The organism is Kitasatospora sp. MBT63 (assembly GCF_000710465.2).
Classification (GTDB): domain Bacteria; phylum Actinomycetota; class Actinomycetes; order Streptomycetales; family Streptomycetaceae; genus Kitasatospora.
This window is the reverse complement of record NZ_JAIZ01000307.1, coordinates 5,119-25,864: the sequence shown is the minus strand read 5'-3', so window position 1 is coordinate 25,864 and position 20,746 is coordinate 5,119. Positions and strand designations below refer to the sequence as shown.

Below are 20,746 nucleotides of genomic sequence, written 5' to 3'. Positions count from 1 at the left end.
CGGCTCCGGCTCGGCCGCCGCCCGGGCGGCCACCGGCGCGGCCGTCGCGACCGGGCCGCGGCGGGCGGCCTCCAGCAGGCGGTCCGCCTCGGCCTGGATGGCGTCCTTGTCGCCGATCTCCGGGTCCGGCACCGCGTCCGGCAGCAGGTCCTCGATCAGCCGCAGCGGCCGGTAGGCCAGGCCCAGCAGGCCCCAGACCGCGAGCGCGAGGCCGACCAGGACCAGCAGCAGTCCGGCGCCGCGGCCGGGGCCGGTGCCGAGCAGCGGGCCGAGCGAGTCGGCGAGGGCGCCGCCGGGCCGCATCAGCGGTTCGAAGACGTGGTCGGAGACCGGGCCCGCGGTGAGGAAGCCGAGCGGCATCATCGACATCGCCAGCATCTGGTTGGTGGCCAGCACCCGGCCCTGGAGCTCCATCCCGACCTTGGTCTGGATCAGCGCCATCCAGTGCGAGTTGAGGATCATCAGGGCGGCCCAGAGGACGAACAGGCCGCAGGCGACGACCACCGGCTGCGGGCGCAGTCCGGCCAGGACGGCGGCCACGCCGACCACCGAGGTGAAGCCGATCATGCCGACCGCCCGGCGCCGGGTGCCGCCCCACAGCGCCATCACCAGGGCGCCGGTCATCGCGCCGACGCCGCCGACCGCGGTCACCACGCCGAGCCGCACCGACGAGCCGGAGGCCAGCACCATCGGGGTGACCAGCACGGTGGCGACCGCGAAGAGGTAGTTGAACACCACGAAGAAGGCCACCATGGCGACCAGGCTGTGCCGTCGGACGATGTACCGCCAGCCGCTCACCACCTCGCGCAGCAGCGGCTCCTCGCGCTTCTCGAACATCGCGTCCGGGAAGCGCACCAGCAGCAGCGCGCTCACCCCGGTCAGGAAGGTGGCCATGTCGAACAGCACCACGCCGTGCAGGCCGATCAGCGAGACCAGCACGCCTCCGGCCAGCACCGCCATCATGTCCCCGGCGCCGGCTCCGAGTTGGGTGAGGCCGTTGGCCTGGCCGAGGTAGCGCTTGGGCACCAGCTGGGTGATCGCGGCCAGGTAGGCGGGGCGCTGGAAGGCGGTGCAGGCCGAGCCGAGGCAGGCGACCACGTACACGTGCCAGAGCTGGAGTCCGCCGGTCCACAGCAGGACGCCGAGCGAGAGCATGCCGGCCGCCGCGACGGTGTCGGTGATGATCATGATCTTGCGGCGGTCGGCCCGGTCCGCCACCGCGCCCGCGATCGGCAGCAGCAGCACCGCAGGCAGCACCGCCACCACCGAGATCATCGCGAAGTCGAAGGCGGAGCCGGTCCGCTGGTAGACCCAGACGCCGAGGGCGAAGGTGGACAGCGCGGTGCCGATCACCGACACGAACTGGCCGATCGCGACCTTGGCGAAGGTGCCGAGGTCGGGACGGGCCGCGGCGGCGGCCGGCGGCCGCTGGTCCCGGGCCGGCGGCGCGTCCGCCCAGTCGGCCAGCACCCGGGCAAGTTCGCCGGCCTGGTGCTTGAGGAAGTAGTGCCCGGCGCGCGGGATCACCGCCAGGCCGACCCGCTCGCCGAAGTGCTCCCACTCGGCGTACCGCTCCTGGTAGAGCAGGGTGGCGCGGTCCTTCTCGCCGACCACGCACAGGATCGGCGCCGCGATCGGGGCCGGGCGCTGGTCGCCGTACGCCCGGGTGTAGAAGTCCTCCGCCTGCCGTACGTCGTGGCGCAGCGCGCGGACCAGGAAGTCCTGTTCGGCCGCGTCGTAGACGTCGGTGAAGCCGCCCATCGCGCGCAGGAAGTCGAGGTAGGCGCGGTTGGAGAGCATCCGGTCGCCGGGCAGCCGCTTGGCCACCCATTCGGCGAACCGCCCGGGGAGCCGGGCGGCCGGGAAGGTGCCGCCGAGGACCACGCCGCGCAGGTCGCCGCCGGCCGCCTCCACCCGGGAGCCGAGTGCGGTGGCCAGCGCGCCGCCGAGGCAGTGGCCGTAGAGCAGCACCGGTCCGTCGATCTGCTCGGCGATCTGCCCGGCCAGCAGGTCGGCCAGGGTGTCGAGGTCGACCAGCGGGTCGTCCGGGCGGCTCGGGTCGTGGCCGGGCAGTTCGACGGCGTACAGCCGGTGGCCGGCCGGCAGGGCGTCGGCCAGCGGCTGGAAGGTGACCGGGCTGCCGCCCCCGTACGGGACGCAGACCACCGTCAGGGTGGCCGGCGCGGCGGACCGGGTGAGCCGGTGCAGCAGGCTGCGCGGGCCGTCCTGGCCGGTGCCGGCGGCGCGGGCGTCGAGGAGGGCGGCGAGTTCGCGCACGGTGGGGTGCTGGAACAGGTCGATCACCGATAGGCCGTCGCCCAGCAGGCGGACGGTGTGCACCGCGCTGAACGAGTCGCCGCCGAGGGCGAAGAAGTCGTCGTCGGCGGCGACCGCGTCGACGGCCAGCACCTGGCGGTAGGCGCCGGCGACCCGGTGTTCGTTCTCGGTGGCGGGTTCGGCGCCGCCGGACGGCTGCTGGGCGGCGGCCGGTTCGGGCAGCGCGGCGCGGTCGACCTTGCCGTTGCCGGTGAGCGGGAGGGCGTCCAGGACGACGAGGGCGGCGGGCACCATGTAGTCGGGCAGCCGGGTGCGCAGCGCGGCCCGCAGCGCGGCGGGGTCGACCGGCCCGGCGGCGGGCACCACGTAGCCGGCCAGGGTGCGGGCCGCGCCCTCGCCGCGGGTGACCACCACGGCTTCGCGGATCTCCGGGCGGGCCGTCAGTTCGGCCTCCACCTCTCCGGTCTCGACCCGGAAGCCGCGGATCTTGACCTGGTGGTCGGCCCGGCCGAGGAACTCGATCGCGCCGTCGGGGCGGCGGCGGACCAGGTCGCCGGTGCGGTAGGCGCGGCCCTGCGGGAGCTCCACGAAGCGTTCGGCGGTGAGGTCGGCCCGGCCGTGGTAGCCGCGGGCCACGCCGCCGCCGGAGACGTACAGTTCGCCGGGCACGCCGACCGGTACCGGGCGGCGCCGGGCGTCCAGCACGTGGGCACCGACGTTGCCGAACGGCCGGCCGAGCGGCGCGCTCGCCGCGTCGCCGAGCTCGGCGGGGACGGGCGCGCCGAGCATCGAGACGGTGGTCTCGGTCGGCCCGTAGTGGTTGTGCAGGGTCAGCCCGGGCCGGGCGGACCGGATCCGGGCCACCAGGTCGGGGCGCAGCGGCTCGCCGGCGCAGATCAGCAGCCGGCCGGGCAGGACGTCGGCGAGCCGGTCGCCGTGGGCGGCGAGGCCCTCCAGGTGGCTGGGCACCAGCTTCACCGCGTCGATCGGGTGGGCGGCGAGGTAGGCGGCGAAGGCGTCCGGGTCGGTGGCCTGGTCGCGGGTGAGCAGGTGCAGGCAGCCGCCGGTGGTGAGCGCGGCGAAGACGTTGGTGGTGCCGAGGTCGGCGGCGAAGGTGGAGACCAGCGCCCAGTTCCACGGGCCCGTGCCGGGCCCGAGGCCGATCCGTTCGCGCAGGCCGTGCAGGTAGTTGCGGTAGTTGCGGTGCTCGACGGCGACGGCCTTGGGCGCACCGGTGGAGCCGGAGGTGAAGAGCAGGTAGCACAGGTGCTCGGGGCGGACCTCCACGGCGGGCGGCCCGGAGGGCGCCGCGGGCGCGGTGGCGAGGCCGGGCAGCACGGCGGTGGGCGCCGCGCCGTCGATCCGGGCGGCCAGGTCGGCGGTGGTGACCACGGCGGCGGCGCCGGCGGTCTCCAGCAGGGCGCGGATCCGTCCGTCCGGGTAGAGCGGGTCCAGCGGCAGGTAGCCGCCGCCGGCCTTGAGGATGCCTAGCATGCCGACCACCAGGGCGGCGGAGCGTTCGGCGAACAGGCCGACCGGCCGGTCGGGGCCGACGCCGAGCGCCACCAGGCGGTGGGCCAGCTCGTCCGCGCGGGCGTCGAGCTCGGCGTAGCTGAGGACGCCGTCGGCGCCGCGGAGGGCGGGTGCCTGCGGGGTGCGGCGGGCCTGTTCCTCGATCAGCCCGTGCAGGGTGCCGGTGAGGTCCCAGTCGCGCGCGGTGTCGTCCCAGGCGGTGAGCAGGCGCTGTTCGGCCGCGGTGAGCAGTGGCAGCCCGGCCAGCGGCCGGTCGGGGCCGGCGGCCATCGCGTCCAGCACGGTGGTCAGGTGGCCGAGGACGCGGCGGACGGTCTGCTCCTCGTAGAGCTCGCTGCGCCAGAGCAGGTCGCCGGTGAGCTCGGCGCCGGTGTCGACCACCACCAGCGACAGGTCGAACTTGGCGGTGCCGGTGCCGATGTCCAGCCACTCCACCTCGACGCCGGGCAGCGCGGGCCGGGCGGCGGCCTGGTTCTGCACGTTGAGCATGACCTGGAAGAGCGGGGTGTGGGCGAGTTCGCGTTCCAGTCCGAGGGCGTCGATCAGCCGCTCGAAGGGCAGGTCCTGGTGGGCGAAGGCGCCGAGGGTGACGTCCTTGACCCGCTCCAGCAGTTCCCGGACGGTGGGGTCGCCGGACAGGTCGGTGCGCATCGCGAGGGTGTTGACGAAGCAGCCGACCAGCGGTTCGGTCTCGCTGCGGGTGCGGCCGGCCACCGGGCTGCCGACGACCACGTCCTCGGCGCCGGTGTAGCGGGACAGGACGGTCTGCAGCGCGGCCAGCAGCACCATGTAGACGGTGGTGCCGGTCTGTTCGGCCAGCGCCCGGATCCGGCGGGAGCGTTCGGCGCCGAGCTCGACGGCGATCCGCTCACCGCGGGTGCCGGCTACCGCGGGCCGCGGCCGGTCGGCGGGAACGGTGACGGTCGCGGTCGCGCCGCGCAGCCGCTCCTGCCACCAGGTCTGCTGCCGGGCGAGCTCCTCGGTCTGCGCGGTCTGCTGCCAGTGCGCGACGTCGGCGTACTGGACGGGCAGGGCCGGGAGTTCGGGCGTACGGCCGGCCAGCCGGGCGGCGTACGCCTGCGCCAGCTCGTCCCAGAGCACCCCGATGGACCAGCCGTCGGCGGCGATGTGGTGCACGACCAGGCTGAGCACCGATCCGTCCGGGGTGCGCAGCAGGGTGGCGCGCAGCGGCAGGCCGGCCGCCAGGTCGAACGGGCGGGCGGCCTCGGCCGCCAGCCAGGCCTCGGCCTCGGCGGCCGGCAGCTCGACGGTGGCGAGGGCGAAGCGTTCAGCGTCGTGGACCTCGGTCAGCACCTGGCCGTCGTGGGACGGGTAGCCGGTGCGCAGCACCTCGTGCCGGCGCACCACGTCGGTCAGCGCGGCGGCGAGTGCGGCCCGGTCGGGCTCGCCGGTGATCCGCAGGGTGAGCGGTATGTGGTAGGCGGCGCTGTCCGGTTCGTACTGCGCCAGGAACCACATCCGGCGCTGCGCGAAGGACAGCGGCGCGGCCGTTCCCGCCGGGCGCGGGGTGATGGCGCGGGCGGCGGGCTCGGCGGCCCGGGCCCGGGCCTGGGCCAGGCGTCTGCGCAGCAGTTCCTGGCGGCCGGGGGGCGCGGCGGGTGCCGGGCCGGGTACCCCGGTGGTCTCCTCGATGGTCATCGTGTCTCCCCCGTGTGTCCTGTGGTGCCGAGCTCGGCGTCGACCTCGCCGAGCAGGATGTCCTCGATCCGCCGGGCCAGCACGGTCAGCGTGCGGGCCTCGAAGACGGTGCGCAGCGGCAGGTCGATGCCGAGGATGTCGCGGACCCGGGCGACCAGCCGGGTGGCGAGCAGCGAGTGGCCGCCGAGGGCGAAGAAGTCGTCGCCGCGGGCGACCGTGTCCACCCCGAGGACCTCCTGCCAGAGTTCGGCGAGCAGTTCCTCGCACTCGCCCTCGGGGGGCGCCCCCGCGCCGCCGAACTCCGGGTCGGGCAGGGCGGCGCGGTCGATCTTCCCGGACGGGGTGGTCGGCAGGGCGTCCAGCACCATCACGACGGCGGGCACCAGGTGGTCGGGCAGCCGGGCGGCGAGGTCGGCGCGCAGCTGCTCGCCGGTGCGGCCGTCGGTGACGGCGTGCGCGACCAGCACCGGTCCGGCGCCCGACTCGCGGAGGGTCACCGCCGCGTCGGCGACCCCGGGCAGGCCGGTCAGCTGGGCCTCGATCTCGCCGAGCTCGATCCGGAAGCCGCGCAGCTTGACCTGCCGGTCGGCCCGGCCGTGGTAGTCCAGCCGGCCGTCTCGGCGGCGGCAGGCCAGGTCGCCGGTGCGGTACATCAGGGCGCCGACGGGGCCGCCGGGCTCGGGGACGAACCGGTCGGCGGTCAGCTCGGGGCGGCCGTGGTAGCCGAGTGCCACCCCGGCGCCGGCGATGCACAGTTCGCCGAGGCCGTTGACGGGGACCGGCCGGCCGGCCGCGTCCAGCAGGTGCAGCCGGGTGTTGTCGATCGGGTCGCCGAGCGGCATCACCCCGCCGCGGGCGGCGAGTTCGGCGTCGATCCGCTGGGCGGTCGACCAGACGGTGGTCTCGGTCGGGCCGTACAGGTTCCACAGTTCGCGCGAGCGCCGGAGCAGGGCCCGGGCGAGGTCGGCGGTGAGCGCCTCGCCGCCGCACAGTGCGAGCAGGCCGGGCCGGCCGGGCCAGTCGGCCTCCAGCAGCAGCCGCCAGGTGGCGGGGGTGGCCTGCAGCACCGTCACGCCGCGGCGCTCCAGCCAGGCCGCCAGGGCGTGGCCGTCGGTGGCGGTCGCCCGGTCGGCGATCTCCACCCGGGCGCCGGTGACCAGGGGCAGCCACAGTTCGAGGCCGGCGATGTCGAAGGTGACGGTGGTGACCGCGGCGACCACGTCCCGGGCCGTGATGCCGGGTTCGCGGGCCATCGAGCGCAGGAAGTTGACGATCGCCCTGTGCGGGACCGACACGCCCTTGGGGGTGCCGGTGGAGCCCGAGGTGTAGAGCAGGTAGGCGGGGTCCTCGGGGCCGGCGGCCGTCGCCGGGGTGTCGGGTTCGGCGGTGTCCTGGTCGCCGTCCACCAGGACCAGGTCGTCCCGGCCGGCGAACAGTTCCTCGCCCGCGCTCGCCCGTTCGCCGACCAGCAGCAGCGCGCCGGCGTCGGCGAGCACCGCCCGGTTGCGGGCCGGCGGCTGGTCGGGGTCGAGCGGCAGGTAGGCCGCGCCGCTGCGCAGGACGCCGAGCAGGGCGAGCGGCAGGGCCCGGCCGCGCCGGACGGCGACCGCGACCAGGGTGCCGGGCCGGGCGCCGCGGGCGCGCAGCAGCCGGGCCAGCCGGTCGGCGGCGGTGTCGAGTTCGGCGTAGCTGAGTTCTCCGTCGGCGGCCGAGACGGCGGTCGCGTCCGGGGTCCGGGCGGCCTGGGCGGCGACCAGCTGCGGCAGGGTGTCGGCCGCCGGCTCCCGTTCGGCGCCGCGGGCGGTGGTGACCGCGAGCTCGGCCTCGGTGAGCAGGGCGAGTTCGGCGATCGGCCGGTCGGGTTCGGCGACGGCGTGGGCGACCAGGGTGAGCAGGTGGTCGACGGCGGCCAGCACGGAGGCCTCGTCGTAGCGGCCGGTGCGGTACTCGGCGGACAGCAGCGGTCCGTCGGCGGGGAACTCCAGGAACAGCGACAGGTCGCTCTTGGCCGTGCCGTTGCAGACCTCGGCGACGAAGTCGAGCCGCAGGTCGTCGAGTTCGGCGACGGCGGCGGGGTGGTTCTGCACCGCGAGCATGATCTGGCCGAACGGGGTGGCGGTCACCCCGCGCGGCGCCCCGGCGTAGCGGACCTGTTCGCCGGCCGGGTGGCCGCAGTGGTCGGCGGCGTCCAGCACCACCGGCCGTACCTTGCGGACCAGTTCGCGGAAGGTGTCGGTGCCGCGGACGTCGAGGCGCAGTGCCACGGTGTTGGTCAACGGGCCCAGCACCTGCTCCAGTTCGGGCAGCGGCCGGACCGCGAACGGGGTGAGGACCGCCACGTCGGTGCGCCCGGTGCAGCGGTGCACGACGGCTCCGAGCGCTGCCAGCAGCGTCATGTACAGGCTGGCGCCCTCCTCGGCGCCCCAGCGCTCGACGGTGCGCAGCAGGGCGGCGTCGAGGCGGCGGGCGGTGCGCAGGCCGGTCAGGTCGTGCGGATCGGGGTGCGGGCGGTCGCCGGGCAGGTGCTGGTCGGTGTCGAGCCCGGCGAGGCGGCCGGCCCAGCGTTCGGCCTCGGGGCGGCCCGCCTCGATGACCTGCCACTGCCAGCGGGCCACGTCGGAGAGCTGCAGCTCCGGGTCGCGGGCCTCGCCCCGGTAGGCGCGGCCGAGTTCGTCCAGCAGGACGCCGTTGGCCCAGCCGTCGATGGCCGCGTGGTGCACGGTGATCAGCAGTTCGTGGTGGCGTTCGCCGATCCGCAGCGCCACGGCGCGCAGCATCCGGCCCTGGGCGAGGTCGATCGGGTGGGCGGCCTCGGCGCGCAGCGCGGTGTCGATCCGGTCCTCGTCGGCGCCGGGCAGGTCGAGCACCGGGACGTCCACCGGGTAGGCGGGGCGGACCTCGGCGGTGAGCTGCTCGCCGTGGCCGGTCAGGGCGGTGCGCAGGACCTCGTGGCGCCGTACCAGCTCGGTCAGGGCCCGGCCGAGCCGCTCCGGGTCGAGGGCGCCGGTGGCGCGGATCCGCAGCGGGACGTTGTAGACGGCGGTGCCGGGCGTCATGGCCTCGTGCAGCCACAGTTCGCGCTGGAAGGAGGTGGCGAGCGCGGGCAGTGCGGGTTCGCGGCGGGGCGGTTCGACCGCGGGGCCGGTGGCGGCGCCCTGGGCGGTCCGGACGGCGAGCGCGGCGACGGTCGGGGCGGCGAAGAATTCGCCGAGCGGCACCCGGACGCCGTACTCGCGCTCGATCCGGGCGAGGACCGACAGGGCGAGCAGCGAGTGGCCGCCGAGGTCGAGGAAGACGTCGTGGACGCCGACCTGCGGCACGCCGAGCACGGAGCTCCACAGTTCGGCGATCCGGGTCTCGGCCGGGGTCCTGGGGGCCACGTAGACGTCGCTCGCGGTGCGGGTGCGGGCGGCGAGCGGCATCGCCCGGCGGTCGGCCTTGCCGTTGGGGGTGAGCGGGAAGCGCTCCAGCACCTCGACGGCGGCGGGCACCATGTAGCCGGGCAGCGCGGCAGCGCAGCGCTCGCGCAGGGCGGCGACGGTGGGGCGGGCGCCCTGGTCGGGTTGGACGAAGGCGGCGAGGTAGTCGCCGGCCTCGTCGCGCTGGACCACGGCGACGGCGGCCTGGACGCCGGGGTGGCCGGAGAGGACGGCCTCGATCTCGGCGAGTTCGACCCGGAAGCCGCGGACCTTGACCTGGTGGTCGGTGCGGCCGTGGGTCTCCAGGTTGCCGTCGGGCCGCAGCCGGACCAGGTCGCCGGTGCGGTAGTGGCGCTCGCCGTGGAGGATGACGAAGCTCTGTTCGGTGAGGTCGGGGCGACCGTGGTAGCCGCGGGCCAGGCCGTCGCCGGCCAGGTAGAGCTCGCCGACGGTGCCGGCCGGGACGGGCCGGCGGTGCTCGTCAAGGATGAGGCCGGTGGTGCCGGGCAGGAAGTGTCCGAGCAGCGGCTCGAAGTCCTGGTCGCGGCCGACCAGCCACCAGGTGGAGTAGACGGTGTCCTCGGTCGGTCCGTACAGGTTGTACAGCCGCTCGACCTGCGGCTGGGCGTAGACCTGGTCGGCGAGCCGGCGGGACATCGGCTCGCCGGCGGTGTTCACCACCCGGACGCCGGGGGGCAGGCCGCGGCCGCCGCGCAGCAGCGCGCCCATCGCGCTGGGCACGGTGTTGACCAGGGTCACCGCGTCGCGGGCGGGCAGTTCGGGCAGTGCGAGGACGTTCTGGGCGAGGATGACGGTGCCGCCGACGGACAGCGGCAGGAAGATCTCGTACACCGAGAGGTCGAAGCAGATCGAGGTGCCGAACAGCACCCCGGCGACGTCCTCGGGGCCGAGCAGTCCGGCGGCCCAGCGCAGCAGGGCGTTGACGCCGTGCTGGGTGACGGCGACGCCCTTGGGGCGGCCGGTGGAGCCGGAGGTGTACAGCACGTTCGCGAGCGCGCCCGGTCCGGCGGGCGGGAAGGCGGGCGGCTCCCCGGCGGGGCGGGGGTCCTCGAGGTGGAGCAGTTTGGCCCCGGCGCCGGCCAGCAGGTGTTCGTGGGCGCGGTCGGTGATCACCACGGGGGCCTGCGCGTCGCCGATCACCAGCTCCAGCCGGTCGCGCGGGTAGGCCGGGTCCAGCGGTACGTAGGCTCCGCCGGCCCGCAGCACCGCCAGTACGGCGGCCACCAGGCCCGGGGTGCGGGGCAGGCAGACGCCGACCAGGGTGCCGGAGGTCACCCCGGCACCGGCCAGGGCGGCGGCCAGTTCCTGCACCTCGGACCAGAGTTCGCGGTAGGTCAGGCGGCGGTCGCCGTCGACCAGTGCGGTGCGGTCGGGGGTGCGACGGACCTGCGCTTCCACCAGGTCGGCCAGCGACATGGCCGGGTCAAGCGAAGGAAGTCCGATCGAACTCATCAACTCTCCTGAGGTGTGGCCCTGTTGCGGCTTGTGGCCGGATTCGGGGCGGTGCGCCATGGGAGATGGTGGGGGAAAGAGATGAAGATGACCAGTACATTGCCGTCACCTGTTCGATATGCCGGAAAGGTCACCCGGCTCAGCGGTTCAAAATGACGTGTCCACGGCTATTTCTCTGACGCAGCGTCAATATCCGTATACTGCCGGTCCTTCGCCAGCGACTCGGCGAGCCTGGTCAGCAGGTGGCGGAGGTTCGCGGCGTCCTGCTCGGCGGACTGTTCGGGTGCGGGGTTCGTCTGGGACATGCGCGAAGGCTAGGGGTCCACTCTCAACGGCCGATAAACGGGCCGGGTCGAGTTCTGGCATGGACCTTACATTTCCTCCATCGGTCGACGACCGGACTGACGAATCGTCCATTCCCCTACCGGATATCGGAGTTACCGGAACCGGTCGTTGACACCGGCCCGGGGCAGCCGGTCTAATGCGGTCGTGCCGCCGACCGGCCCGGACCCCGGAGCGGCCCGATCCCCAGGGAAGCGCAGGTGGCCATGGACCAGGACGGCGATCCGCTCGCCCTGAGCATCTCCCGGGCCAAGGCGCTCCACGACCAGGACCCGACCTGCCGGTCGCTCGGCATCTCGCTCGGCGACGTCGGCCCCGGCCGCGCCGTGGTGCGGCTGCGGCTGACCGCCGAGATGGTGAACGGACACGGGATCGCCCACGGCGGCTTCCTGTTCCTGCTGGCCGACGCCGCGTTCTCGTTCGCCTGCAACACCCACGGCCCGGTCACCGTCGCCCAGGGCGCCCAGGTGAGCTTCCTGCAGCCGGCCGCCGCCGGCGACGAACTGACCGCCGAAGCCGTCGAACGCACCCGGGTCGGCCGGCACGGCGTCTACGACGTCACGGTCCGCAAGGCCGACGGCACGGTGGTGGCCGAGTTCCGGGGCCAGAGCACCATGCTCTCCGGCCGGCCCGGGACCGCCGGCTAGTCCCGGCTCTGCTGCGGCCAGCGCGCCGAACGCCCCAGGGCGGCGAGCAGCCGCTCCAGCGGCGGCACGGTCCCCGGCACCGGCAGCGCCGGGCGGAACCCGGCACCCGGACGCAGCCGCCGCGGGGTGTCCGGGACCTCCCGCTCGGCGATCACCGCGACCTCCGCCACCAGTTCCGGCTCGAAGTCGACCGGCGCACCGATCGCCACCGCCACGTCCCAGCTGTGCACCAGGTAGTCCAGCAGGTGGTACGAGACCGCCTGCCGGGCCGGGAAGGTGCGGGCGTCGTTGATCCGCGGCAGCCAGAACCGCCCGTCCAGCACCCCCGGCGCACCGAACGCCTCCACCACCCGCTTCGCCGAGGCCCGGTAGTCGGCCACCGGCCCGGCCCCGGTCGCCCGGTACTCCCAGACGCCGCGGTCCTCGCGCTCCCCGTCGGCCGCCGCCGCGAAGCCCAGGTTCTCGGCCGTCATGTGCTCCACCAGCCGCCGCACGTCCCAGTCGGCGCACGGCGTGGGCAGCTCCCACTGGCCGTCCCGGATCCGGTCGACCGCCGCCACGCTGTGCCGCATCGCCAGCCGGTGGAGTTCGAGCATCGTTCAGGCCTTCCTGCCGGGCCGCTCCGTCCACCAGCGGCGGCCGGACGCGGGGAGGGTGGAGATCGGGTCGTAGCTCGGGTACCTGCGCCCCAGGACGTCGGACGCCGCCTCGGCGGCCCGGGCCTCGGGCTCGGTGCGGTAGTTCTTGGTCCAGTAGGAGATGCCGCGCTCACGGTCGTACTCGACGGCCTGGTGCACCCAGCGCTTGCCCACGTGCGGCACGTCGTTGACGATCCGGGGGGTGGCATACCCCGGCAGGTAGCCCATGATGCCCTCCTGGAGCCGCTGCGCCTCGTGGAGCGCGATCCGCCAGTGCTCGGCGTTGGGGATCATGTCGCACAGGTAGAAGTAGTACGGCAGGATGCCCGCCTCGCCCTGGAGCGCGAGGCACAGGTCCAGCAGGTCCTCCACCGAGGCGTTCACCCCGCGCATCAGCACGCCCTGGTTGCGGACGTCCCGCACGCCCGCGTCGAGCATCGCCCGGGCCGCCTCGGCCACCAGCGGGGTCACCGACTGCACGTGGTTGGCGTGGGTGTGCACCGCGAGGTTGACCGCCCGGCGGGCGGCGACCGCCGCCACCCTGGCCATCCCCTCGGTCATCTCGGGCTGCAGCCAGTGCTGCGGCAGCCCGACCAGCGCCTTGGTGGCGAGCCGGATGTCGCGGACCGAGGAGAGTTCCAGCAGCCGCATCAGGAAGCTCTCCAGCTGCCGCCAGGGCACGTTGGCGACGTCACCGCCGGACACCACCACGTCCCGGACGTGCGGCATCCGCTTGAGGTAGTCCAGCATCTGCTCCTGGCGGTCGGCCGGCCGCAGCACCAGCCGGGCCTTGGTGACCTGCGGCGTCGAGTTGCCGACCAGGTCCATCCGGGTGCAGTGCCCGCAGTACTGCGGGCAGGTGGAGACCAGTTCGGCGAGCACCTTGGTCGGGTAGCGGTGGGTGAGGCCCTCCACCACCCACATCTCGGCCTCGTGCAGCGAGTCGCGCTCGGCGAGCGGGTGGCTGGGCCACCGCGGGTCGCGGTCGCAGCGCACCGGCAGCAGGTAGCGGCGGACCGGGTCGGCCAGGAACGCCGCGGTGAACTCGGCCGGCCGCAGCGCCGCCGCGGGCGCCATGGTGTTCAGCATCTGCGGCGGCACCAGCATCGACATGGTCGCGAACTGCTCCCGGTCCGCGGCCAGTTCCTGGTAGAAGCGGTCGGTCAGCAGACCGCCCACGACGGCCCGCAGCTGCGCCGGGGTCTTGACGCAGTGCGCCCGCTGCCACTGGGCGTCGCGCCACTGCGCCGCGGTGACCTCGCGCCAGCCCGGCAGCCGACGCCAGTCCGGTTCGATCAGCGGGGTCCGGACGTACCGGTACGGCTGCCGGGCGGTGTGCTCGTTCATCGGTCGGGGCTGTCCGGAGCACCGGTGAACAGCGTCGCGAAGCGGGTGCGCAGCTCGCGCTTGAGCACCTTGCCGGTCGGCCCGAGCGGGAAGTCCGCGCCGTCCCGGGCGATGCTGACCGCGGCGAGGGCGGGCAGCCCGGCCACGCCGAGCGCCTTGTCGGCGGCCTCGTGCACGGTCCGCTCGTCCGCCCCGGCCGCGGCGGCCTGCAGCCGGACCACCGCGATCGGCACCTGGCCCCGGCCGTCCGGGCCGGGCACGCCCACCACCGAGCAGTCCTGGACCAGTTCGGCGCAGTCGGCGAGCAGCACCTCCTCGACCGGGAGGCTGTAGAGCGGGCCATCGGCGGTGTCGATGACGTCGACCGTCCGGTCCAGGTGGTAAAACCGGCCGTCGGCGTCGCGCCGGGCCACGTCCCCGGTCAGCCAGTAGCCGGCCAGCTCGAAACTGCTGGTCAGCCGCGGGTTGTTCCAGTAGCCGGGGGTACGCGACGGGGTGACCACCCCGAGCAGACCGACCTCGCCGTCGGGGAGTTCGGTGCCGTCGCCGGAGAGCACCGCGGCCTTCAGCACCACCTCCAGCGGCCGGCCGACGCAGCGGTCGTCGCGCTCCGTCTCCGGCGAGGTGACCTGCCCGAACAGCGCCATCCCCATCTCGGACGAGCCCAGCCCGTCGATGAACTGCGAGCCGGGCAGGGCCGGTTCCTCCTCGCGCTGCTGCGGCAGCAGCCAGGGCCTGATCAACCCGGCCGGCCGCTCGCCGAGCGTCACCAGCCGGCGGATGTGCCCGTAGTGGGCGCTGTCGCCGGTGTTGAACCAGGAGTGCACCTTGGCGGCGCCGGCCACCGGCAGCTCCCCGGTGGCCAGTTCGACGAAGGTCCGCGGGAAGGAGGCGACCATGGTCGGCTGGAACGCCTCCATCACCGGCTCGACGACGGTGCGCCGCCAGTCCCCCATCACCACGGTCGGCAGGCCCAGCAGGGTCGCGGTCAGGAAGTAGCTCAGACCGCCCGCGTGAGTGTGCGGCATCAGCGACATCAGCCGGTCGTAGGGCTCCGCCGGAAAGCGCTCCATCCGGGGCTGCTTGCCGTCCCAGAACTGGCGGTGCGCCAGCATGGTGGACTTGGGGGTGCCGGTGGTGCCGGAGGAGTGGATCAGCGCCACCACGTCCTCGGGGGCGTGCCGGTACGGGTACTCCTCGGGCAGCGCGGCCGACTCCGCGTCGAAGGCCTGCACCTCGGCGGTGAGCGCGATGAACCGCGGCCGGCGCTGCGGGTCGGCGCGGTAGGCGGCGGCGAGCCGGGTGGGGTCGTCGGCGACGATGCCGACCACCCCGACGTGGTCGAGGTAGCGGACCATGATGTCCGGCCGCATCGCGTCGTTGACCAGGGCGGGTACGGCGCCCAGCGCGGTGAGCGCGAGGAAGTGCAGCAGCGGCTCCAGGCCCTCGGCGACCACGATGCCGACCGGCTCGCCGGGGCGCACCCCGTTGGCCCGGTACCACCTGGCGTAGCGGTCCCGCAGCGCGGCCAGGTCGAGCAGGCTGTGGCCGCGCAGCACCACCTGGCCGCGGTGGTCGGTGTGGTGGCCGTAGGCGAACGGCACCGCCCGGTTGGGGTTGAGCGCGAGGGCGTGGTCCAGGAAGTTGCCGGCGCCCAGGGTGGGTTCCGTCATCAGCTGCCGGCGCACCTCGAGCGGCGCCACGGGGCTGGTTTCGTGCATCGTGATCTCCCAACAGTTCTGTTGCTGAACGGAGTTCGGTGCTGGACGAAGGTCGGTGCTGGACGAAGGTCGGTGCCGAACGGACGTCAGAGCTGGTGCAGGTCCGGGTAGCGGTCCAGGAGTTCGGCCGCCACCCGGTGGCCGGAGCGGACCGCGCCCTCCATCAGGCCGAAGAACTCGGTGCTGGTCTCGGTGCCGGCCCAGTGCACCCGCCCGTACGGGGCGGCCAGCCGCGGCCCGAGGGCGGTCCAGTCGCCGGGGCCGAGCAGCGCCGCGTAACACCCGCGGCTGTACTCCTCGTTGACCCAGTCGGTGATGTGGCAGGCGAGCGGCTCGGGCAGCTGCGGGAACAGCCGGGCGGCCTGCGCGAGCGCGGCGGCGCGCTGCCCGGCCGGCCCGAGCGCGGCGAACCGGTGGGCCTCGGCTCCGGTGACGAAGCCGGTGAGCACCCCGGGCCCGCCGTCGGGCGGGGTGTCGTCCACGGTGGACAGCAGCGGACCCTCGGCGTTGACCGACCAGCCGGACAGGCCGTGCTCCCGCCAGTGCGGCCGCTCGTACACCAGCTGGACCTTGACCGCGCAGCCGCGCGCGGTGCGGTCGGTGCTGCGCCGGGCGGCCGGGTCCCGGACGATCCCGTCGGCGAGCAGCGGCGGCAGCGCGACCACGGCGGCGGCGGCCCGGGTGGATCCGCCGGCGGAGTGCACGGTGACCCCGTCGGCGTCCTGGTGGACCGCCCGGACCGGGTCGGACAGCCGGAGCCGGCCGCCGAGCCGCCGGGCGAGCCGTTCGCACAGCTGGTGCGCGCCGCCGGCCACCCGGTCCTGCTGGGCGCCGCCCTCGAAGGCGTTGAGGTAGCGGGTGCCGCCGCCGGAGCGCAGGTAGAAGGCCAGGTGCAGGACGGAGATGTCGGCCGGGTCGGCGGCCATCATCTCGCCGAGGAACAGCGGGAAGAACAGCCGGGCGTCGGGGTGGGTGAGGTGGCGGTCGGCCCATTCGGCGGCGGTGAGCGCGTCCAGCCGCTCGGCGTCCGGGGTCAGCCAGGGGGCGTCGGTGCGGACGGTGGCGGTCACCTCGTCCAGCAGGTCGAACAGGCCGCCGAGGGCGACCGCGTTGAGCGGCGGGAACCGTCCGGCGCTGGTGCCGTCCGCCGCCGGGCCGAGTGCGAACCGGCTGTGGCCGGCCATCTCGGTCGGCGCGGTCTTCAGGCCGTGTTCCGCGAGCAGGCCGTGCAGTTCGGTGTGCCGGTCGCCCAGGTACGCGGCGCCCGCGTCGACCCAGCTGCCGGGTGCGACCTCGATGCCGCGGGTGCGGCCGCCGACCCGGTCGCGGGCCTCCAGCACGGTGACCCGGACCCCGGCCCGGGCCAGGTCCACCGCGGCGGTGAGCCCCGCGAGGCCGGCGCCGACGACGATCACGCTCACCGGGCCGCCCCCGCGACCTTCGCCGCCAGCGACTCGGGGGTGGGCGCGGCCAGGAAGTCCTCGAAGGTCAGCTCGACCCCGCTCTCCCGGGCGACCGCGCTCAGGACCCGGGTGGCGATCAGCGAGTCGCCGCCGAGGTCGAAGAAGTCGCAGTGCGGGGTGATCCCGTCGGTCTCCAGCACCCGCCGGAAGATGGCGGTCACCGTGTCAACGCCCATCGTTGCCCTCCTCCTCGGCAGCGGCGGCACCCTGCCGGCGCTGCGTCAACTCCGTCTCCTCGGGCGTCCGCCCTTCGTAGTGCCGGTGCGTGCCGGCCCGGTCGAGCTTGCCGCTGGAGGTGCGGGCGAGCCGCTCCACCAGGGCGATCCGCCCCGGCACCAGGTGGCCGGGCACCCGGGCCGTCAGGTGGCGGCGCAGGCCGGCCGCGAGCGCGGCGGTGTCGGCGCCCGGGGCGGGGACCACGTACGCCACCAGGGTGGTCCGGCCGGCCAGTCGGGCGCCGGTGACGGCGGCGCCCGCCACCTGGGGGTGGGCGGTGAGGTGGGCCTCGACCTCGGCTGGGTCGACCCGGATCCCGCGGATCTTCAGCTCGCCGTCCAGCCGTCCGCGGTGGAGCAGGACGCCGCCGGGCGCCCGTTCGACCCGGTCGCCGGTGCGGAACCAGCGGTCCTCCCCGCTGCCGAACCGGGCCTCGGTGGCCTGCGGCAGGCCGCGGTAGCCGAGCGCCAGCGCGGGGCCGCCGATCATCAACTCGCCCTCCGCGCCGATCCGTTCGAGGACGTGCGGGAGCGGCAGGCCGATCGGCACCCGGTCGCCCGGCCGCCACGGCCGGCCCAGGGCCAGGGCGCGCGGGCCGTGCAGGTCGACGGCGTGGGTGATCAGGGTGGTCTCGGTGGATCCGTAGGTGTTGACCAGCCGGACGTCGCCGGTGGCCAGCGCGCACCAGTCGGCCAGCCGGGCCGGGTCGGCCGCCTCACCGCCAATCACCACCAGCCGCACCGACGGCGGCAGGGCCGCCCGGTCCTCGGTGAGGTGGCGGACCAGTTCGTGCCAGTAGGCGGTCGGCAGGTCGAGGACGGTGATCCGCTCGCGCTCCACCATCCGCAGCAGGCGCGGGAACGAGCCGCTGTGCGCCTCGTCGTCGAGGACCAGCGCGGCGCCCGCGGTGAGCGTCGGGAGGATCTCCTCGAAGCAGGTGTCCCAGTTGAGCGAGGCGAACTGCAGCACGCGGTCGGCCGGGCCCAGGTCGAACAGCTCGCGCAGCGCGCCGACCACCGTGGTGATCGCTCCGCGCGGGGTGACCACCGGCTTGGGGTCACCGGTGGAGCCGGAGGTGAAGAGGATGTAGGCGGGGGCCTGCGGGCCATCGGGCTCGTCGGGGCCGTCCGTGCCGCGGGGGGTCAGCAGGTCGGTGAAGTCGACCGGCTCAACGCCAGATTTCCCTTGCGGAACCGTTTCTGCATCGATCACGAGGTGACAGCCCGCGGCCGCCACCATGGCCCGCTGCCGGGCAGCAGGGAAAGCCGGGTCGACCGGACAGTATGTGCCGCCCGCGGCCAGCACCCCGAGCAGCTCGGCGACCACGCCGGGAGAACGGGAAGTTCGGACACCAACCACGCCCGGTCCGGCCCCCAGGCGCAATGCCGCCCGCTGGACCAGCCCGTCGAGCTGAAGGTAGCTCAACGGACGGCCATTGTGAACGACCGCGGTACGGTCGGCATGACTCTCGACAATTTGCGTGAACGCGTCAATTAGATCCGGGGTGACCGGACCGACGCCAGGAGTCCCTAAAATGACCGCTCTCCCCTGCTGATCCGCCGAACGCGCCATTGCGTCCTTCGCAATTCAGGGGGACTGTACCGGCGGGGAGGGGTGGCCACAACGGGTTGAATGTTGCCAATCTTTCACGTCAATTCACTTGCCCCGCACCGCAGTCGGACCAATTTGGAACCGCGCGCACGCAAAGTCTGACACTGCGTCATCCGGCCAGGTCACCACCGCGGCCGGACAGCACGGCGCCCCGCCCCCGACGGTCCGGGAGCGGGGCGCTGGGCGCTGGGGCGGGCGGCTCAGGCCGGGCTGCCGCCGGCCTTCGCCGGGGCGACCGGGCGGGCGCCGCCGCTCGGCCGCAGGAAGAGCAGCAGGGTGGGCACCAGGTACGCCACCCAGACCACCGTCTGGGCCACCGACGGGTCGGGCTGGAAGTTGAACACGCCCTTGAGCAGGGTGCCGTACCAGCTGTCCTTCGGGATGGTCGAGCTGATGTCGAAGGCCATGTCGTGCAGGCCCGGCAGCCAGCCGGCCTCCTGCAGGTCGTGCACGCCGTAGGCGAGCACACCGGCGGCGACCACCACCAGCATCGCGCCGGTCCAGGTGAAGAACTTGGCCAGGTTGATCTTCAGCGCGCCGCGGTAGAACAGCCAGCCCAGCACCACCGCGGTGAGCAGACCGAGGACCGCGCCGACCAGCGGCCGCACCCCGTCACCGGTGGCGGCCACCGCCGTCCAGATGAACAGCGCGGTCTCCAGCCCCTCCCGGCCCACCGCCAGGAAGGCGGTGGTGACCAGCGCGAAGGTGCCCATCGCCAGCGCCGCGTCCAGCTTGCCGTGCAGCTCGGCCTTCAGGTGGCGGGCGGTGCGGCGCATCCAGAACACCATCCAGGTGACCAGGCCCACGGCGATGATCGACAGCGAGCCGCCGAGCGCCTCCTGCGCCTCGAAGGACATCTGGGTGGAGCCGTACTGCAGCACCGCGCCGAACGCCATGCTGATCAGCACGGCGGCCGCGATGCCGGCCCAGACCGGCGCCAGCCGGTCCCGGCGGCCGGTCTTGACCAGGTAGGCGATCAGGATGCAGACGACGAGGCTGGCTTCCAGGCCCTCGCGCAGGCCGATCAGGTAGTTGCCGAACACGGCGGTCTCCTCAGGGGGTTGTACGGGGCGGGGTCAGCCGAACAGGGCCTGGCCCCACCACTCGCCGGGCTTGCGGATGCCGGGCGGGCAGGCGAAGTGCGCGGAACCGACGTGCTGGATGTACTCGTTCAGCTTGTCGGACGCGGCGAGGCGCTGCTGCAGGGGCACGAACGCCTTGCGGGTGTCGCGCTGGTACGCCAGGAAGAACAGGCCCGCCTCCAGCCGGCCGAGACCGTCGGTGCCGTCCGTGAAGGAGAAGCCGCGGCGCAGGATCATCAGCCCGTCGTTGGAGTCCGGGTGGGCCAGGCGCACGTGCGAGTCCTCGGGCATCGCCTTCAGGTCCGGGGTGTCCCGCTCCTGCTGCTTGCCGAACGGCGCGCCCTCCCGCTTGGTGCGGCCGAACACGCCCTCCTGCTCCCCCAGCGAGGTGCGGTCCCAGGTCTCGATGTGCATCCGGATCCGGCGGGCCACCAGGTACGAGCCGCCGGTGAGCCACTCGGGGCCCTCGCCCGGCGCGACCCAGACGTGCTTGTCCAGCGCGTCGGCGTCGGTGCCGGAGATGTTGTGGGTGCCGTCCTTGAACCCCATCAGGTTGCGCGGGGTCTGCGCCTCGGGGGTGGTGGACGAGGTCTTGCCGAACCCCAGCTGCGACCAGCGGACGTTGACCACGCCCATGCCGATCCGGGCCAGGTTGCGGATCGCGTGCACCGCGACCTGCGGGTCGTCCGCACAGGCCTGGACGCAGATGTCACCGCCGGAGCGGGCCGGGTCGAGGTTGTCGTGCGGGAACTTCGGCAGCTCGATCAGCGCCTCGGGCCGCTTGGCCTTCAGCCCGAACCGGTCGACGCCGTCCTTCTCGAACAGCGTCGGGCCGAAGCCCATGGTCAGCGTCAGCCGGGACGACGGCAGGCCGAGCGCCTCGCCGGTGTCGTCCGGCGGCGCCTCGGCCAGACCGCTGGCGCCGGTGCCGACCTCACGGCCGCCGGTCATCGCCGCGGCCGCCTTGGTCCACTCCTTGAGCATCCTGACCAGCGCGTCGCGGTTGGTGGTGACCACGTCGAAGGTCGCGAAGTGCAGCCGGTCCTGCACCGGGGTGGCGATCCCGGACTGGTGGTCGCCGTAGAACGGGATGTCACCGCCGGCCGCGGCCGGTGCGGGCTCCGACTCGCGCAGGGTGGCGGCGGCGACCGAACCGGCGGCCGCGGCGCCGAGCGCCACACCGGCACCGGCCCAGCCGATGACGGCGCGTCGGCTGACCGCGCCGCGGGGTTCGGCGCCGGGGGCGGCGGACTGCTCGGGTCCGGGAGTGGCGGCGCTGGGGGTCTCAGCGTTCATACCAGGGGTCCTTCGTGGGGTT

The 20,746-nt window shown here is 74.4% G+C and carries 12 protein-coding genes; 1 reads left to right on the top strand and 11 read right to left on the bottom strand.

Annotated features, from left to right (window positions below; all coding sequences use genetic code 11):
- The 3 genes from AA75_RS53490 to AA75_RS49480 form a co-directional block, all read right to left on the bottom strand.
- Positions 1-5,469, bottom strand: a 5,469-nt coding sequence (locus AA75_RS53490) for a non-ribosomal peptide synthetase/MFS transporter (protein ID WP_063794395.1), incomplete at its 3' end; no start/stop codon positions are given.
- A complete protein-coding gene (locus tag AA75_RS19075; protein ID WP_158515529.1) occupies positions 5,466-10,361 on the bottom strand; it encodes a non-ribosomal peptide synthetase in 4,896 nt (1,631 codons plus the stop codon). The genes AA75_RS19075 and AA75_RS53490, both read right to left, overlap by 4 nt.
- 167 nt (positions 10,362-10,528) lie before the next feature.
- A complete protein-coding gene (locus AA75_RS49480) occupies positions 10,529-10,666 on the bottom strand; it encodes a hypothetical protein (RefSeq protein ID WP_158515528.1) in 138 nt (45 codons plus the stop codon).
- Positions 10,667-10,909: 243 nt separating this feature from the next.
- Between AA75_RS49480 and paaI the strand changes: the two genes are divergently transcribed.
- Complete coding sequence (gene paaI, locus AA75_RS19070) at positions 10,910-11,350, top strand: hydroxyphenylacetyl-CoA thioesterase PaaI (RefSeq protein WP_051812772.1); 441 nt, start codon at positions 10,910-10,912, stop codon at positions 11,348-11,350.
- On the opposite strand, the gene AA75_RS19065 is transcribed toward paaI, so the two are convergent.
- The 8 genes from AA75_RS19065 to efeB form a co-directional block, all read right to left on the bottom strand.
- Positions 11,347-11,946, bottom strand: coding sequence for a TIGR03086 family metal-binding protein (locus tag AA75_RS19065; protein ID WP_033821309.1), 600 nt, complete (start codon positions 11,944-11,946; stop codon positions 11,347-11,349). The genes paaI and AA75_RS19065 overlap by 4 nt on opposite strands.
- A gap of 3 nt (positions 11,947-11,949) precedes the next feature.
- The gene (locus tag AA75_RS19060; RefSeq protein ID WP_033821308.1) at positions 11,950-13,335 is read right to left on the bottom strand and encodes a KamA family radical SAM protein; all 1,386 of its coding nucleotides are present in this window, start codon (positions 13,333-13,335) and stop codon (positions 11,950-11,952) included.
- Complete coding sequence (locus AA75_RS19055; protein WP_033821307.1) at positions 13,332-15,056, bottom strand: class I adenylate-forming enzyme family protein; 1,725 nt, start codon at positions 15,054-15,056, stop codon at positions 13,332-13,334. The genes AA75_RS19060 and AA75_RS19055 overlap by 4 nt, the downstream gene beginning before the upstream one ends.
- Before the next feature lie 86 nt (positions 15,057-15,142).
- Positions 15,143-16,477 (bottom strand): FAD-dependent oxidoreductase, encoded by a 1,335-nt coding sequence (locus tag AA75_RS19050; protein ID WP_033821306.1) that lies wholly within the window; start codon positions 16,475-16,477, stop codon positions 15,143-15,145.
- Complete coding sequence (locus AA75_RS19045; RefSeq protein WP_033821305.1) at positions 16,474-16,695, bottom strand: acyl carrier protein; 222 nt, start codon at positions 16,693-16,695, stop codon at positions 16,474-16,476. Before AA75_RS19045 ends, AA75_RS19050 begins: the two co-directional genes overlap by 4 nt.
- Positions 16,685-18,307 carry an amino acid adenylation domain-containing protein gene (locus AA75_RS19040; RefSeq protein WP_082526640.1) on the bottom strand — a complete coding sequence of 541 codons (1,623 nt, stop codon included), beginning with the start codon at positions 18,305-18,307 and terminating at the stop codon, positions 16,685-16,687. The genes AA75_RS19045 and AA75_RS19040 overlap by 11 nt, the downstream gene beginning before the upstream one ends.
- Before the next feature lie 239 nt (positions 18,308-18,546).
- Complete coding sequence (efeU, locus tag AA75_RS19035) at positions 18,547-19,389, bottom strand: iron uptake transporter permease EfeU (RefSeq protein ID WP_063794393.1); 843 nt, start codon at positions 19,387-19,389, stop codon at positions 18,547-18,549.
- A gap of 33 nt (positions 19,390-19,422) precedes the next feature.
- Positions 19,423-20,724, bottom strand: coding sequence for an iron uptake transporter deferrochelatase/peroxidase subunit (gene efeB / locus AA75_RS19030; RefSeq protein ID WP_033821304.1), 1,302 nt, complete (start codon positions 20,722-20,724; stop codon positions 19,423-19,425).
- Positions 20,725-20,746 lie beyond the last annotated feature (22 nt).

Excerpts from the sequence above, each read along its gene's own strand:
- AA75_RS19075 (WP_158515529.1), bottom strand. The coding sequence starts at position 10,361 with ATGAGTTCGATCGGACTTCCTTCGCTTGACCCGGCCATGTCGCTGGCC.
- AA75_RS49480 (WP_158515528.1), bottom strand. The coding sequence starts at position 10,666 with ATGTCCCAGACGAACCCCGCACCCGAACAGTCCGCCGAGCAGGACGCC.
- paaI (WP_051812772.1), top strand. The coding sequence starts at position 10,910 with ATGGACCAGGACGGCGATCCGCTCGCCCTGAGCATCTCCCGGGCCAAG.
- AA75_RS19065 (WP_033821309.1), bottom strand. The coding sequence starts at position 11,946 with ATGCTCGAACTCCACCGGCTGGCGATGCGGCACAGCGTGGCGGCGGTC.
- AA75_RS19060 (WP_033821308.1), bottom strand. The coding sequence starts at position 13,335 with ATGAACGAGCACACCGCCCGGCAGCCGTACCGGTACGTCCGGACCCCG.
- AA75_RS19055 (WP_033821307.1), bottom strand. The coding sequence starts at position 15,056 with ATGCACGAAACCAGCCCCGTGGCGCCGCTCGAGGTGCGCCGGCAGCTG.
- AA75_RS19045 (WP_033821305.1), bottom strand. The coding sequence starts at position 16,695 with ATGGGCGTTGACACGGTGACCGCCATCTTCCGGCGGGTGCTGGAGACC.
- AA75_RS19040 (WP_082526640.1), bottom strand. The coding sequence starts at position 18,307 with ATGGCGCGTTCGGCGGATCAGCAGGGGAGAGCGGTCATTTTAGGGACT.
- efeB (WP_033821304.1), bottom strand. The coding sequence starts at position 20,724 with ATGAACGCTGAGACCCCCAGCGCCGCCACTCCCGGACCCGAGCAGTCC.